Source organism: Pseudomonas sp. BO3-4, assembly GCF_034044115.1.
Taxonomy (GTDB): Bacteria; Pseudomonadota; Gammaproteobacteria; order Pseudomonadales; family Pseudomonadaceae; genus Aquipseudomonas; species Aquipseudomonas alloputida.
Genome location: NZ_CP139018.1, coordinates 5,411,556 through 5,425,878 on the forward strand (window position 1 = coordinate 5,411,556; position 14,323 = coordinate 5,425,878).

At 63.0% G+C, this 14,323-nt stretch carries 10 protein-coding genes; all 10 read left to right on the forward strand.

Annotation, left to right across the window (positions count from 1 at the left end):
• Window positions 1–18: 18 nt before the first annotated feature.
• Window positions 19–195: a hypothetical protein gene (locus REH59_RS24895; RefSeq protein WP_003250005.1), complete on the forward strand. Its 177-nt coding sequence runs from the start codon at window positions 19–21 to the stop codon at window positions 193–195.
• Window positions 179–3,154, forward strand: a complete 2,976-nt coding sequence (locus REH59_RS24900) for a sensor histidine kinase (RefSeq protein WP_012053738.1) — start codon at window positions 179–181, stop codon at window positions 3,152–3,154. Before REH59_RS24895 ends, REH59_RS24900 begins: the two co-directional genes overlap by 17 nt.
• Before the next feature lie 4 nt (window positions 3,155–3,158).
• Window positions 3,159–4,601 (forward strand): sigma-54-dependent transcriptional regulator, encoded by a 1,443-nt coding sequence (locus tag REH59_RS24905; protein WP_004575784.1) that lies wholly within the window; start codon window positions 3,159–3,161, stop codon window positions 4,599–4,601.
• Window positions 4,602–5,569: 968 nt separating this feature from the next.
• Window positions 5,570–6,952 (forward strand): polynucleotide adenylyltransferase PcnB, encoded by a 1,383-nt coding sequence (locus REH59_RS24910; protein WP_003249997.1) that lies wholly within the window; start codon window positions 5,570–5,572, stop codon window positions 6,950–6,952.
• Window positions 6,949–7,428: a 2-amino-4-hydroxy-6-hydroxymethyldihydropteridine diphosphokinase gene (gene folK / locus REH59_RS24915; RefSeq protein ID WP_003249995.1), complete on the forward strand. Its 480-nt coding sequence runs from the start codon at window positions 6,949–6,951 to the stop codon at window positions 7,426–7,428. The genes REH59_RS24910 and folK overlap by 4 nt, the downstream gene beginning before the upstream one ends.
• A 262-nt stretch (window positions 7,429–7,690) precedes the next feature.
• Window positions 7,691–8,491: a 3-methyl-2-oxobutanoate hydroxymethyltransferase gene (gene panB / locus REH59_RS24920; protein ID WP_003249992.1), complete on the forward strand. Its 801-nt coding sequence runs from the start codon at window positions 7,691–7,693 to the stop codon at window positions 8,489–8,491.
• Window positions 8,488–9,351, forward strand: a complete 864-nt coding sequence (panC, locus tag REH59_RS24925; RefSeq protein ID WP_014859353.1) for a pantoate--beta-alanine ligase — start codon at window positions 8,488–8,490, stop codon at window positions 9,349–9,351. Before panB ends, panC begins: the two co-directional genes overlap by 4 nt.
• A gap of 208 nt (window positions 9,352–9,559) precedes the next feature.
• The gene (gene pgi / locus REH59_RS24930; RefSeq protein WP_012053741.1) at window positions 9,560–11,224 is read left to right on the forward strand and encodes a glucose-6-phosphate isomerase; all 1,665 of its coding nucleotides are present in this window, start codon (window positions 9,560–9,562) and stop codon (window positions 11,222–11,224) included.
• Between the two features lie 180 nt (window positions 11,225–11,404).
• A complete protein-coding gene (gene acs / locus REH59_RS24935) occupies window positions 11,405–13,339 on the forward strand; it encodes an acetate--CoA ligase (RefSeq protein WP_014859354.1) in 1,935 nt (644 codons plus the stop codon).
• Window positions 13,340–13,380: 41 nt separating this feature from the next.
• A complete protein-coding gene (locus tag REH59_RS24940; RefSeq protein WP_012053743.1) occupies window positions 13,381–14,250 on the forward strand; it encodes an oxygenase MpaB family protein in 870 nt (289 codons plus the stop codon).
• Window positions 14,251–14,323: the final 73 nt, after the last annotated feature.

Below are 14,323 nucleotides of genomic sequence, written 5' to 3' on the forward strand. Positions count from 1 at the left end.
CCAACCATCGAGGCCAGCATGTACATCTATCGTTTGGTCCTGCTTCTGGTCGTGGGGATCTACCTGTTCTCCCCGGCCATCATGGACTGGTGGATCGAACCGACCGGAGCCTGGTACCGCCCCTACCTGCTCTGGCTGATCCTGATCGTCGTCACCTTCATCCTGCAGAGCCAAAGAGATGCCGATGAGCTTTAGCCTGACCCAGATGATCCTGATCAGCGCCGGGTACCTCATGGTGCTGTTCGGCGTGGCCTGGATCAGCGAGCGCGGGCTGATCCCGCGTTCGATCATTCGCCACCCACTCACCTACACCCTGTCGCTGGGCGTCTACGCCAGTGCCTGGGCCTTCTATGGCTCGGTTGGTCTGGCCTACCAGTACGGCTACGGCTTCCTTGCCTGTTACCTGGGGGTGTCTGGCGCATTCCTGCTGGCGCCGGTGCTGCTCTATCCGATCCTCAAGATCACCCGCACCTACCAGCTGTCATCCCTGGCCGACCTGCTGGCCTTCCGCTTCCGCAGTACCTGGGCCGGGGCCTTGACCACCATCATCATGCTGATTGGCGTGCTCCCGTTGCTGGCCCTGCAGATCCAGGCGGTGGCCGACTCGATCAGCATCCTTACCGGTGAACCGGTCAAGGCCCGGGTGGCCTTTGCCTTTTGCACGCTGATCATTCTGTTCACCATCTTCTTCGGCTCGCGGCACATCGCCACGCGCGAGAAGCATGAGGGGTTGGTTTTCGCCATCGCCTTCGAGTCGGTGATCAAGCTGCTGGCCTTGGGCGGCATCGGCCTGTATGCCTTGTATGGCGTATTCGGCGGCCCGCACGAGCTGGAAGTCTGGCTGTTGCAGAACCAGACCGCCCTTGCCGCCCTGCACACCCCCCTGCAGGAAGGCCCATGGCGCACCCTGCTGCTGGTGTTCTTCGCCTCGGCCATCGTCATGCCGCACATGTACCACATGGCCTTTACCGAAAACCTCAACCCGCGCTCGCTGGTCAGCGCCAGCTGGGGCCTGCCGCTGTTCCTGCTGCTGATGAGCCTTGCCGTGCCGCTGGTGCTGTGGGCCGGCCTGCGCCTGGGCGCCAGCACCAACCCCGAGTACTTCACCCTGGGCCTGGGCATCGCCGCCAACAACCAGGCATTGGCACTGCTGGCCTACATTGGCGGCCTGTCTGCAGCCAGCGGCCTGATCATCGTCACCACCCTGGCGCTGTCGGGCATGGCCCTGAACCACCTGGTGCTGCCGCTTTACCAGCCCCCGGCCGAAGGCAACATCTACCGTTGGCTGAAGTGGACCCGCCGTGCATTGATCGTCGCCATCATCACCGCCGGCTTCATGTTCTACCTGAGCCAGAACTACCACCAGAGCTTGGCCAACCTGGGTATCGTCGCGTTCGTCGCCACCTTGCAGTTCCTGCCTGGGGTGCTATCGGTGCTCTATTGGCCAACCGCCAACCGCCGCGGTTTCATCGCCGGGCTGCTGGCCGGCACCCTGGTGTGGATGGTGACCATGCTGCTGCCGCTTCTCGGCAACTTGCAGGGCTTCTACATCCCGCTGCTGGACATGATCTATGTGCTGGACGACACCAGCTGGCACATGGCAGCCATCGCCTCGTTGGCGGCCAACGTGCTGCTGTTCACCCTGATCTCACTGTTCACCAACGCCAGCACCGAAGAGGTCAGCGCGGCCGAAGCCTGTGCCGTGGATAACGTGCGCCGCCCGCAGCGCCGCGAGCTGCACGCCGCCTCGCCGCAGGAATTCGCCACCCAGCTGGCCAAGCCGCTGGGCGCCAAGGCCGCGCAAAAGGAAGTCGAGCAAGCGCTGCGCGACCTCTACCTGCCGTTCGACGAGCGCCGCCCCTATGCCCTGCGCCGCCTGCGCGACCGCATCGAAGCCAACTTGTCCGGCCTGATGGGGCCGAGCGTCGCCCAGGACATGGTCGAGACTTTCCTGCCGTACAAGTCCGGTAACGAAAACTACGTGACCGAAGACATCCACTTCATCGAAAGCCGCCTGGAAGACTACCACTCGCGCCTGACCGGGCTGGCCGCCGAACTCGATGCCTTGCGCCGCTACCATCGCCAGACCCTGCAGGAATTGCCCATGGGCGTCTGCTCACTGGCCAAGGACCAGGAAATCCTGATGTGGAACAAGGCCATGGAAGAGCTCACCGGCATCGCCGCCAAGCATGTGGTCGGCTCGCGCCTGGTCACCATCGACGAGCCTTGGCGCGGCCTGCTGCAAGGTTTCATCAACGTGCCCGATGAGCACCTGCACAAGCAGCGCCTGGCGCTGGACGGCCAGCCGCGCTGGCTGAACCTGCACAAGGCAGCCATCGACGAGCCACTGGCCCCCGGTAACAGCGGGCTGGTTTTGCTGGTGGAGGACCTTACCGAAACCCAGGCACTGGAAGACAAGCTGGTGCACTCCGAGCGCCTGGCCAGCATCGGCCGCCTGGCCGCCGGGGTGGCCCACGAGATCGGCAACCCGATCACCGGCATCGCCTGCCTGGCGCAAAACCTGCGCGAGGAACGCGAAGGCGATGGCGAAATCATCGAGTTGTCCAGCCAGATCCTGGACCAGACCAAGCGCGTATCGCGCATCGTCCAGTCGCTGATGAGCTTCGCCCATGCTGGCGGCAGCCACCAGAACAGCGAGGAACCGGTGTGCCTGGCCGAAGTGGCACAAGACGCCATCGGTCTGCTGGCGTTGAACCGGCGCAATTTCGAAGTACAGTTCTTCAACCTTTGCGACCCGGACCATTGGGCCGAAGGTGACCCGCAGCGCCTGGCCCAGGTGCTGATCAACCTGCTCTCCAATGCCCGCGATGCCTCGCCGCCCGGTAGCGCCGTGCGCGTGCGCAGCGAGGTTAACGAGCACACCGTCGACCTGATCGTCGAAGACGAAGGCAGCGGGATTCCGAAGAACATCATGGACCGCCTGTTCGAACCCTTCTTCACCACCAAGGACCCGGGCGAAGGAACCGGACTGGGGCTCGCTCTGGTCTATTCCATCGTGGAAGAGCATTATGGGCAAATCACCATCGACAGCCCGGCCGATATCGAACGGCAACGTGGCACCCGGATCCGCGTGACCCTGCCCCGGCATGTCGTAGCGACGTCCCCTGAAATTCGAGACCGTCGAGAGAATTGAATCAATGCCGCACATTCTGATCGTCGAAGACGAAACCATCATCCGCTCGGCCCTGCGTCGCCTGCTTGAGCGGAACCAGTACCAGGTCAGCGAGGCCGGCTCGGTGCAGGAAGCCCAGGAACGCTTCAGCATTGCCACTTTCGACCTCATCGTCAGCGACCTGCGCCTGCCAGGCGCGCCCGGCACCGAGCTGATCAAGCTCGGCCAGGGCACCCCGGTGCTGATCATGACCAGTTACGCCAGCCTGCGCTCAGCGGTGGACTCGATGAAAATGGGCGCGGTGGACTACATTGCCAAGCCCTTCGACCATGACGAGATGCTGCAGGCCGTAGCGCGTATTCTGCGTGACCGGCAGAACGCCCCCGCTGCAGCACCGCCTGCCGAGCCACGCGCCAGCAATGGCAAGGCTACAGCGCCCGACAAAGGCAGCGCGGCAACGGCCAATGGCGAGATCGGCATCATCGGCTCGTGCCAGCCCATGCAGGACATGTACAGCAAGATCCGCAAAGTCGCGCCTACCGACTCCAATGTGCTGATCCAGGGCGAGTCCGGCACCGGTAAAGAGCTGGTGGCCCGCGCCCTGCACAACCTGTCTCGCCGGGCCAAGGCACCGATGATCTCGGTGAACTGCGCGGCCATCCCCGAAACGCTGATCGAATCCGAACTGTTCGGCCACGAAAAAGGCGCGTTCACCGGCGCCAGCGCCGGGCGCGCCGGCTTGGTGGAGGCCGCCGATGGCGGTACGCTGTTCCTCGATGAAATTGGCGAACTGCCGCTCGAAGCCCAGGCTCGCCTGCTGCGTGTGCTGCAGGAAGGCGAGATACGCCGGGTAGGTTCGGTGCAGTCGCAAAAGGTCGATGTGCGCCTGATCGCCGCGACCCACCGCGACCTGAAAAACCTGGCCAAGGCCGGCCAGTTCCGTGAAGACTTGTATTACCGACTGCACGTCATCGCCCTGAAGCTGCCGGCCCTGCGCGAGCGTGGCAGCGACGTCAACGAGATCGCCAGCGTCTTCCTCGCCCGCCAAAGCGCTCGCATCGGCCGCGACGACCTGCACTTCTCGGCCGAGGCCGAGCAAGCCATTCGTCACTACAGCTGGCCCGGTAACGTGCGTGAACTGGAAAATGCCGTGGAGCGCGCGGTGATTCTCAGCGAGAGCGCAGAAATTTCCGCCGAGCTGCTGGGCATCGACATCGAGCTGAGCGACCTGGAAGAGGACGACATCCTCGACAATGCCCTGGTGGTGGCCAACGCGGGCAATGCCAGCCACGAGCCGACCGAAGACCTGTCGCTGGAAGACTACTTCCAGCACTTCGTGCTTGAACACCAGGACCACATGACCGAGACCGAACTGGCACGCAAGCTCGGCGTCAGCCGCAAGTGCCTGTGGGAACGCCGCCAGCGCCTGGGCATCCCACGGCGCAAGAGCAACGCTACCAGCGAATAACCGACCTGCGCACCGTACGCCGCAGCCTATGCGGCGTCGGTGAGACCGAGCGCCGCCCGCGCGGCGCTTCGCGGCTAAAGCCGCGCCTACATTTGTTTCGGGCCAGTCCCTCCTGTGCCACGCGCGCGCGACCGCCTTGTTGTACGACGCAATCTCGAGCCATGCGCCAAGGCGTTCGCGCTCAAATCCCACAGAAAAAATTAGCCCGAACACATGTAGGCGCGGCTTTAGCCGCGAAGCGCCGCGCGGGCGGCGCTCGGCCTCACAGGCGCTGAACGTGTCACGGCGAACACCCCAGGTAACACCTCACCTCCCGTAAAAATCTGTTACCCAAGCTTTCCGCCGTAACAGTCCCCGAGGCGTACGGTAACGAAATTGCGACATTTTCGACCTGCCAAAAATTGCAGAACCCGCTCAACCCCTTGATTTTACTGAGTTTTGAAAAGTTGGCACGGCACCTGCTATATGTTTGGTACAAGAACAATAACAAGCACTGCAACTCAGAATAAGAACAAGACGAAACGGCTCACGCACAATAAAAACAAGATGGCGGAGGCGCAGCTAACTGATTCTTTTGGAGAGGATGCGTGTTTGGGGCTTGCCCCACAACCAGGCAGAGAACAACAAAAACTGCACTAAAAGCAGCGCCTGAACTGGTTGGATCGACAGATCAACGTGTCATCAGCGGCCAAAGCAATCCGTTTGCTCTTTACCCCCGGTTTGGGGGTCGTCCACAAGTTTCGAGATTTGTGGGCAGGGCACTCAACAAAAACAAGAAGCCCAGCAAAAAAACAATAAGAGCACGCAACGACTTCTTGGGGAGCTTAGGCTCCCCTTGTCGTTTCTACCCTTCTGGCAGGCATCCTGCTACCCGCCTACACCATTCCCCGAGTAAATGCTAGAATCCCCGCCCATCATGCGGCCATTCTCCTATTCTTGGCCGAACATTCCTTCACACAGTGCATCCCATGCTGAAGAAGCTGTTCCAGTCTTTCCGCCCGCCCGTACCGGGCCCGCACCACAGGCGCACCACGCCCGAGGTGATCAACAAGAGCCAGCACTCGCTGCAGCGCCACCAGTTCAGCCGTCATGCGGTGAACATCGTGGAGCGCCTGCAAAGCGCCGGCTACCAGGCTTACCTGGTCGGTGGCTGTGTCCGCGACCTGATGCTGGGCATCACGCCGAAGGACTTCGACGTCGCCACCAGCGCCACCCCCGAACAGGTCCGTGCCGAGTTCCGCAACGCCCGCATCATTGGTCGTCGCTTCAAATTGGTCCATGTGCATTTCGGCCGTGAGATCATTGAAGTCGCCACCTTCCGCGCCCACCACTCCGAGGACGACCAGGGCGATGCCCACCGTTCGTCGCATAACGCCAGTGGCCGCATTCTGCGAGACAACGTGTACGGCACCCTGGAAGAGGACGCGCAACGCCGCGACTTCACCATCAACGCCCTGTACTACGATCCGGTCAGCGAGCGCATTCTCGATTACGCCAACGGTGTGCACGACGTGCGCAATCGCCTGCTGCGGCTGATCGGGGACCCGACCCACCGCTACCAGGAAGACCCGGTGCGCATGCTGCGCGCGGTGCGCTTTGCCGCCAAGCTCGACTTTGGCATCGAAAAGCACACCTACCTGCCAATTCGCGGCCTGGCCCCGATGCTGCGCGAAATTCCACCCGCGCGCCTGTTCGAGGAATGCCTCAAGCTGTTCCTCAGCGGCCAAGGTGCCATCGCCTTCGAAATGCTGGTTGACCTGGAGTTGTTCGAACCGCTATTCCCGGCCAGTGCCCACGCGCTGGATGAGCGGCCGACCTACACCCACACGCTGATCAGCCAGGCACTGAACAACACCGACCTGCGCGTGAAGCAGGGCAAGCCGGTGACGCCAGCCTTCCTGTTTGCTGCTCTGCTCTGGCCAGCTCTGCCGGCCCGTGTGCTGCACCTGCAGAATCAGGGCGTGCCGCCGATCCCGGCCATGAACGGTGCAGCCCACGACCTCATCGCCGAGCAGTGCGCGCGCATTGCCATCCCCAAGCGTTTCACCCTGCCGATCCGCGAGATCTGGGACATGCAGGAGCGCCTGCCGCGCCGCAGCGGCAAGCGCGCCGACATGCTGCTGGACAACCCGCGTTTCCGCGCCGGTTACGACTTCCTGCTGCTGCGTGAAAGCGCCGGGGAAGAAACCGACGACCTGGGCCAGTGGTGGACCGATTACCAGGAGGCAAACGACAGCGAGCGCCGCGAGATGATCCGCGAGCTTGGTAGCCGTGACGACAGTGCCGGCCCGCGCAAGCGCAAGCGCAGCGGCAGCAAACGCAAGCGCAGTGGCGACGAGGCGTTCGAGTGACCATTCGCGCCTACGTAGGTCTGGGCAGCAACCTGGACGCACCTGCCGAGCAGTTGCGTAGCGCCTTGCAGGCGCTGGACCAGGTCGAAGCCACGCGCCTGGTAGCCGCCTCGGCCCTGTACACCAGTGATTCGCTGCTGCCCGGCCAACCGCGCTACACCAACGCTGTCGCCGCCCTGGACACCACCCTGGCGCCACTGGCATTGCTCGATGCGTTGCAGGCCATCGAAAACGACCAGGGCCGCGTGCGCAAGGAACGCTGGGGCCCACGTACGCTGGACCTGGACATCTTACTGTTCGGTGACCAGGTGCTCGACCAGCCACGCCTGAAAGTGCCGCATTACCACATGCATGCCCGCCCCTTCGTGCTGTATCCGTTGGCCGAGCTGGTACCGGGCGATTTCCGCCTGGCCGATGGTCGTGCCCTCGCGCAACTGCTCGACGAATGCCCATTCGTCGGCCTGGAACGCCTGTAGACCGGGCGTTCCAGCCTGCATTACCACCTCGGTAACGCCAGTAACACCCTGATCGTAACAATGCGGTAACAGGGTGATTGACTTCCCCCACCTCGCTCACGACTATAGGCGTCCCGTGTGGCACCAAAGTGCCGCATACCCGTATTTAGGCCCGGACGGACCTGTGCCCGAACATCACGCGCGATGATGTGCCGCTCCGGAAGATGACTACACGCGTTGAATGCAGTCGTTTTTTACAGCGCCTGAACGAGGAATTTCCTACATGCCTGAAGTAACCCTTACCACCCTTAACGGCCTCAAGGCCAAGGGTGAAAAAATCACCATGCTGACCTGCTACGACGCGACCTTCGCCAAGGCCGCCAGCCAGGCCGGCGTTGAAGTGTTGCTGGTGGGCGACTCGCTGGGGATGGTCCTGCAGGGCCACGACAGCACCTTGCCGGTCACCACGGCGGAGATGGCCTACCACACCGCCAGCGTCAAACGCGGCAACGACGGCGCGCTGATCCTCACCGACCTGCCGTTCATGGCCCACGCCACGCCGGAGCAGGCCTTTGCCAACAGCGCCACACTGATGCAGGCCGGCGCCCACATGGTAAAAATCGAAGGCGCAGCCTGGCTGGCCGAAACCATCCGCTTGCTGGCCGAGCGTGGTGTGCCGGTGTGCGCGCACATGGGCCTGACCCCGCAAACCGTCAACGTGCTGGGCGGCTACAAAGTGCAGGGCCGCCAGGAGGCCCAGGCCCGGCAGATGCGCGCCGACGCCATTGCCCTGGAACAGGCCGGTGCGGCCATGCTGCTGCTCGAGTGCGTACCCAGCGAGCTGGCAGCGGAAATCACCAATGCCGTTGGCATCCCGGTAATCGGCATTGGCGCCGGCAGCGCCACCGATGGCCAGGTACTGGTACTGCACGACATGCTCGGCCTGTCGCTGAGCGGCCGGGTACCGAAGTTCGTGAAGAACTTCATGCAGGGCCAACCGGATATCCATAGCGCCCTCGTCGCTTACGTCGAGGCGGTCAAGCAAGTCAGTTTCCCAGGCAGCGAACACGGGTTCAGTGCATGAATACAGTCAAGACCGTCCGCGAACTGCGCGCGGCAGTGGCCCGCGCGCGCGGTGAGGGCAAACGCATCGGTTTCGTGCCGACCATGGGCAACCTGCACAGCGGCCATGCAGCCTTGGTGACCAAGGCTGCCCAGCGCGCCGACTTCGTGGTCGCCAGTGTCTTCGTCAACCCGCTGCAGTTTGGCGCCAACGAAGACCTCGACAAATACCCACGCACCCTGGCAGCCGACCAGGAGCGCCTGGTGCAGGCCGGCTGCAACCTGCTGTTCGCGCCCACCGTGGAAGAGATGTACCCCGACGGCATGAGCGTGCAGACACGCGTCAGCGTGCCCCAGCTTTCCGAAGGCCTGTGCGGCGCCAGCCGGCCTGGGCATTTCGAGGGCGTGGCCACCGTGGTCAACAAGCTGTTCAACATGGTCCAGCCAGACCTTGCCGTGTTCGGCGAGAAGGACTATCAGCAGTTGGCGGTGATCCGCGCCATGGTGCGCGACCTGAACATGCCGATCCAGATCATCGGCGAACCCACCGTGCGTGCCGAAGACGGCTTGGCGCTGTCGTCGCGCAATGGCTACCTCACGCCAGAGCAGCGTACTGCTGCGCCAGCGCTGTACCGCACACTGCAGCACATTGCAGCGGGCATCGGCCGTGGCCAGCGGGATTTTGCCGCGCTGGTCGCTGAAGGCCAGGCGCAACTGAGCGCAGCGGGTTTCCGCCCGGATTACCTGGAAGTACGCCATGCCGTAAGCTTGCGCCCGGCAGTGATCGATGATCGAGACCTGGTGGTGATTGCGGCGGCTTACCTGGGTAACACACGGTTGATCGACAACCTCTACCTGCATTTGGAAGAGAAGACCGCATAACGGTCTTGGGCTGCCTTGCAGCCCATTCGCGGGCAAGCCCGCTCCTGCACGTTTACCTGTAGGGGCGGGCTTGCTTGCAATGCCCCACCAAAATCCCCCTGCCATACCCATTCCCAGCACGTGGCCTTTGCCTATAATGGTGCCAGCCTGAACCCGGCAACGACTGCCGTGTCCAAGCCCTCACCACGCACCAAGGGAACCCCGCGCAATGGCGTATTACCGTACACCCCACGATGTGACGGCCCTGCCCGCCTGGCAGGCGCTTCAGAAACACCGCGACGCCATGCAAAGCTTCAGCATGCGCGAAGCCTTCGCCGCCGATGCCAAGCGCTTCGACCAGTTTTCCCTCAGCGCTTGCGGCCTGTTCCTCGACTACTCAAAAAACCTGATCACCGAGCAAAGCCGCGACCTGCTGGTCAGCCTGGCCAATGAAGTGGGCCTGCAAGACGCCATCAAGTCGATGTTCAGCGGTGAGATCATCAACGCCTCCGAAGGCCGCCCGGTGCTGCACACCGCCTTGCGCCGGCCCGTAGGTGACAAACTCAGCGTCAACGGCGTGAACGTCATGCCGGAAGTGCACAAGGTGCTCAACCAGATTACCGAACTGGTCGGCCGCATTCACGATGGCCTGTGGCGCGGCTACAGCGAAAAACCGATCACCGACGTGGTCAACATTGGCATTGGCGGTTCGTTCCTCGGCCCCGAGCTGGTGTCCGAAGCGCTGCTACCCTACGCCCAGCGCGGCGTGCGCTGTCACTACCTGGCCAATATCGATGGCAGCGAGTTCCACGAACTGTCGGCCAACCTGCGCGCCGAAACCACCCTGTTCATCGTCTCGTCGAAGTCGTTCAACACCCTCGAGACGCTGAAAAACGCCATGGCCGCGCGTACCTGGTACCTGGCCCAAGGCGGCTCGGAAGCCGAGCTGTACCGCCATTTCATTGCAGTTTCCAGCAACAAGGCCGCTGCTGTAGCGTTCGGTATCCGCGAAGAAAACATCTTCCCGATGTGGGACTGGGTGGGCGGGCGCTACTCGCTGTGGTCGGCCATCGGCCTGCCGATCGCCCTGGCCATCGGCACTGCCAACTTCAAGGAACTGCTGTCCGGCGCCTACACCATGGACCAGCACTTCCAGACCGCACCGTTCGACAAGAACATGCCGGTGCTACTGGCCCTGCTGGGCGTGTGGTATGGCAACTTCTGGGACGCGAACAGCCACGCGATCCTGCCGTACGACCACTACCTGCGCAACATCACCAAGCACTTGCAGCAGCTGGACATGGAATCCAACGGCAAGAGCGTATTGCAAGACGGTACTCCGGTGAAGACCGACACCGGGCCGGTGATCTGGGGCGGCGTGGGCTGCAACGGCCAGCATGCCTACCACCAGTTGCTGCACCAAGGCACCCAGTTGATTCCGGCCGACTTCATCGTGCCGGTGGTGAGCTTCAACCCGGTGGCCGACCACCACCAGTGGCTGTACGCCAACTGCCTGTCGCAGAGCCAGGCGCTGATGCTGGGCAAAACCCGCGAGGAAGCCGAAGCCGAATTGCGCGCTAAAGGCCTCAACGAAGCGGACATCGAAAAGCTGGCCCCGCACAAGGTAATCCCGGGTAACCGCCCGAGCAACACGTTGGTGGTCGAGCGCATCAGCCCGCGCCGCCTGGGCGCGTTGGTGGCGATGTACGAGCACAAGGTGTTCGTACAGAGCGTTATCTGGGGTATCAACGCCTTCGACCAGTGGGGCGTTGAGCTGGGCAAGGAACTGGGCAAGGGCGTTTACCAGCGCTTGGTCGGCAGCCTGGAAGACAGCGCCGAAGACGGTTCCACCCAAGGCCTGATCAACTACTTCCGCGGCCGTCACCGCGGTTGATCCGAAGCTTGTGCCGGCCTCTTCGCGGGTAAACCCGCTCCTACCAGGCAACGCGTTATCTCGTAGGAGCGGGTTTACCCGCGAAGAGGCCGCCACAGGTTGAACACCGCTCCCAGCTACACTGTCCTATCGAATAGCCGTTGCAGTCCATCGCCCCTTACAAGAGCAGGACCACCCGCCATGTTCGATATCCGCAAATACCCCCAGGCCCTGGCCGTCAGCCAGTCCGCCGCCCTCACCCCCGAAGACTACCGCCGCCTCTACCGCCAGTCGGTCGAAGACCCAGACACCTTCTGGGCCGAACAGGCCAAACGTCTGGACTGGATCAAGCCTTGGTCAAGCGTGCAGCAATGCGACCTGCATACCGGCAAGGCCCGCTGGTTCGACGGTGCGCAACTCAACGTCAGCTACAACTGCATCGACCGTCATCTGGCCCAGCGCGGCGAGCAAACGGCCCTGCTGTGGGAAGGCGACGATCCCAAGGACTCCAAGGCCATCACCTACCGCGAACTGCACCGTCAGGTCTGCCGCCTGGCCAATGCAATGAAAGCGCGCGGTGTGAAGAAAGGCGACCGGGTGTGCATCTACATGCCAATGATTCCCGAGGCCGCCTTCGCCATGCTCGCCTGCACCCGCATCGGCGCCATCCACTCGGTAGTGTTCGGCGGTTTCTCCCCCGATGCCTTGCGAGACCGTATTCTCGATGCCGACTGCCGCACCGTGATCACCGCCGATGAAGGCGTGCGTGGCGGTAAACGCATCCCACTGAAACAGAACGTCGACAAAGCCTTGGCCAGTTGCCCAGCGGTCAGTAGCGTATTGGTGGTGCGCCGCACTGGCGGCGATGTTACCTGGGCCGAGGGCCGCGACCTCTGGTATCACGAAGCGACGAAAGAGGCCGGCGACGACTGCCCCCCTGAACCGATGGAGGCCGAAGACCCGCTGTTCATCCTCTACACCTCCGGCAGCACCGGCAAACCCAAAGGGGTGCTGCATACCACCGGCGGCTACCTGCTGCAGGCAACGATGACCTTCAAGGTGGTGTTCGATTATCGTGACGGCGAGGTGTTCTGGTGCACCGCCGATGTCGGCTGGGTGACCGGCCACAGCTACATCGTCTATGGCCCGCTGGCCAATGGCGCAATCTCGCTGATGTTCGAAGGCGTGCCCAACTACCCGGATACCTCGCGCTTCTGGCAGGTGGTGGACAAGCACCAGGTGAACATCTTCTACACCGCCCCGACCGCCCTGCGCGCACTGATGCGTGAGGGCTCCGCGCCACTGCAGAGCACCTCACGCAAAAGCCTGCGTCTGCTGGGCAGCGTCGGCGAGCCGATCAACCCGGAAGCCTGGGAATGGTACTTCGAGGAGGTCGGGCAAAAGCGCTGCCCGATTGTGGATACCTGGTGGCAGACCGAAACCGGCGGCATCATGCTCACCCCACTGCCCGGCACACAGTCACTCAAACCCGGCTGCGCTACCCAGCCAATGTTCGGCGTGCAACCGGTGCTCCTGGACGAAAAAGGCAAACTGATCGAAGGCCCCGGCGCCGGCGTGCTGGCGATCAAAGCCAGCTGGCCGGGGCAGATCCGCAGTGTCTACGGCGACCACCAGCGGATGGTCGACACCTACTTCAAGCCCTTGCCCGGCTACTACTTCACAGGCGACGGTGCCCGCCGCGATGCCGATGGCGACTACTGGATCACCGGGCGCATCGACGATGTGATCAACGTATCCGGGCACCGCATCGGCACCGCTGAAGTGGAAAGCGCACTTGTGCTGCATGACAGCGTGGCCGAAGCCGCGGTGGTCGGTTATCCCCACGACCTCAAGGGCCAAGGCGTCTACGCCTTCGTCACGACCATGAATGGCGTGACACCAGATGACACGCTGAAGGCCGAGCTGCTGGCCCTGGTCAGCAAGGAAATCGGCAGCTTCGCCAAGCCTGAGCTGATTCAGTGGGCGCCAGCGCTACCCAAGACGCGCTCAGGCAAGATCATGCGGCGTATACTGCGCAAAATCGCCTGCAATGAGCTGGAAAACCTGGGCGATACCTCGACCCTGGCCGACCCAAGCGTGGTACAGGGCCTGATCGACAAACGCCTCAACCAGTAACCGGCGGCCGCAAATCTGGCCGCCCTGTACAGCAGGTCGCCATGGAAGCCCTTCGTCGCCGTATCGAAACCCAGGTCATGAGCCTCACTGGGCTGGCCCTCGGCCAGCTCGACCTGGAATCGCCCAAGGGCGACCCCGGCCTGTTCGGCCCGCACAGTATTAGCTGGCGGGTACATGGCGACTTCCCGAGCATGCTGGTCGGTGGCATCAGCGCGCTGATGCTGCAGTTGTTGCATCCCCTGGCCTTGGCCGGTGTGTGGGACCACTCCAATTTTCGTGAAGACCTGCTCGGCCGCTTGCGCCGCACCAGCCAGTTCATTTCCGGCACCACCTTCGGCGCCACTGGCGATGCCGAGTGGCTGATCGACAAAGTGCGCACCATTCACCTGCAGGTCACCGGCACTGCACCGGATGGCCGCCCTTATGCGGCCAGCGACCCGGATCTGTTGACCTGGGTGCATGTAGCGGAGGTCAGCCGTTTCCTCGCCGCCCACCTGCGTTACCGCAACCCACACCTGCCACGCGCCGAGCAGGATGCCTATTACAACGAAATCGCCCTGATCGCCGAGCGCCTCGGTGCCCGTGACGTGCCGCGCTCGTGCCAGCAAGTTGAAGACTATCTGCAACGCATACGCCCGCAGCTGCACTGTGATGCGCGCAGCCATGAGGTCATGCGAATCCTGCTCGACGCCCCTGCCCCCAGCCGCCTGGCACAGCCAGTTGGCAAACTGATGCTGCACGCGGGTATCGACTTGCTGCCCGGCTGGGCCCAGGCACTGCTCGGCCTGCAGCACGGGCCCCTGCAGCAGCGCCTGATCCGCCTGGGCCTGCGCCGCACCGCGCCGGTACTTCGCTGGGCAATGCGCGACGGCTCGGCACACCGGGCCAAACGGCGCATGGGCATTGATTGAGCGAAAAGGGTGCCCCCTGCGGAACTGATTTAACGTGCCATACTCCAAGCACTCCTGCTTAGACAGACGAAGC

What these genes read in the sequence shown, in the direction of transcription:
- REH59_RS24895 (WP_003250005.1), top strand. Translation starts at nt 19, where the DNA reads ATGTACATCTATCGTTTGGTCCTGCTTCTGGTCGTGGGGATCTACCTG.
- REH59_RS24900 (WP_012053738.1), top strand. Translation starts at nt 179, where the DNA reads ATGCCGATGAGCTTTAGCCTGACCCAGATGATCCTGATCAGCGCCGGG.
- REH59_RS24905 (WP_004575784.1), top strand. Translation starts at nt 3,159, where the DNA reads ATGCCGCACATTCTGATCGTCGAAGACGAAACCATCATCCGCTCGGCC.
- REH59_RS24910 (WP_003249997.1), top strand. Translation starts at nt 5,570, where the DNA reads ATGCTGAAGAAGCTGTTCCAGTCTTTCCGCCCGCCCGTACCGGGCCCG.
- panB (WP_003249992.1), top strand. Translation starts at nt 7,691, where the DNA reads ATGCCTGAAGTAACCCTTACCACCCTTAACGGCCTCAAGGCCAAGGGT.
- panC (WP_014859353.1), top strand. Translation starts at nt 8,488, where the DNA reads ATGAATACAGTCAAGACCGTCCGCGAACTGCGCGCGGCAGTGGCCCGC.
- pgi (WP_012053741.1), top strand. Translation starts at nt 9,560, where the DNA reads ATGGCGTATTACCGTACACCCCACGATGTGACGGCCCTGCCCGCCTGG.
- acs (WP_014859354.1), top strand. Translation starts at nt 11,405, where the DNA reads ATGTTCGATATCCGCAAATACCCCCAGGCCCTGGCCGTCAGCCAGTCC.
- REH59_RS24940 (WP_012053743.1), top strand. Translation starts at nt 13,381, where the DNA reads ATGGAAGCCCTTCGTCGCCGTATCGAAACCCAGGTCATGAGCCTCACT.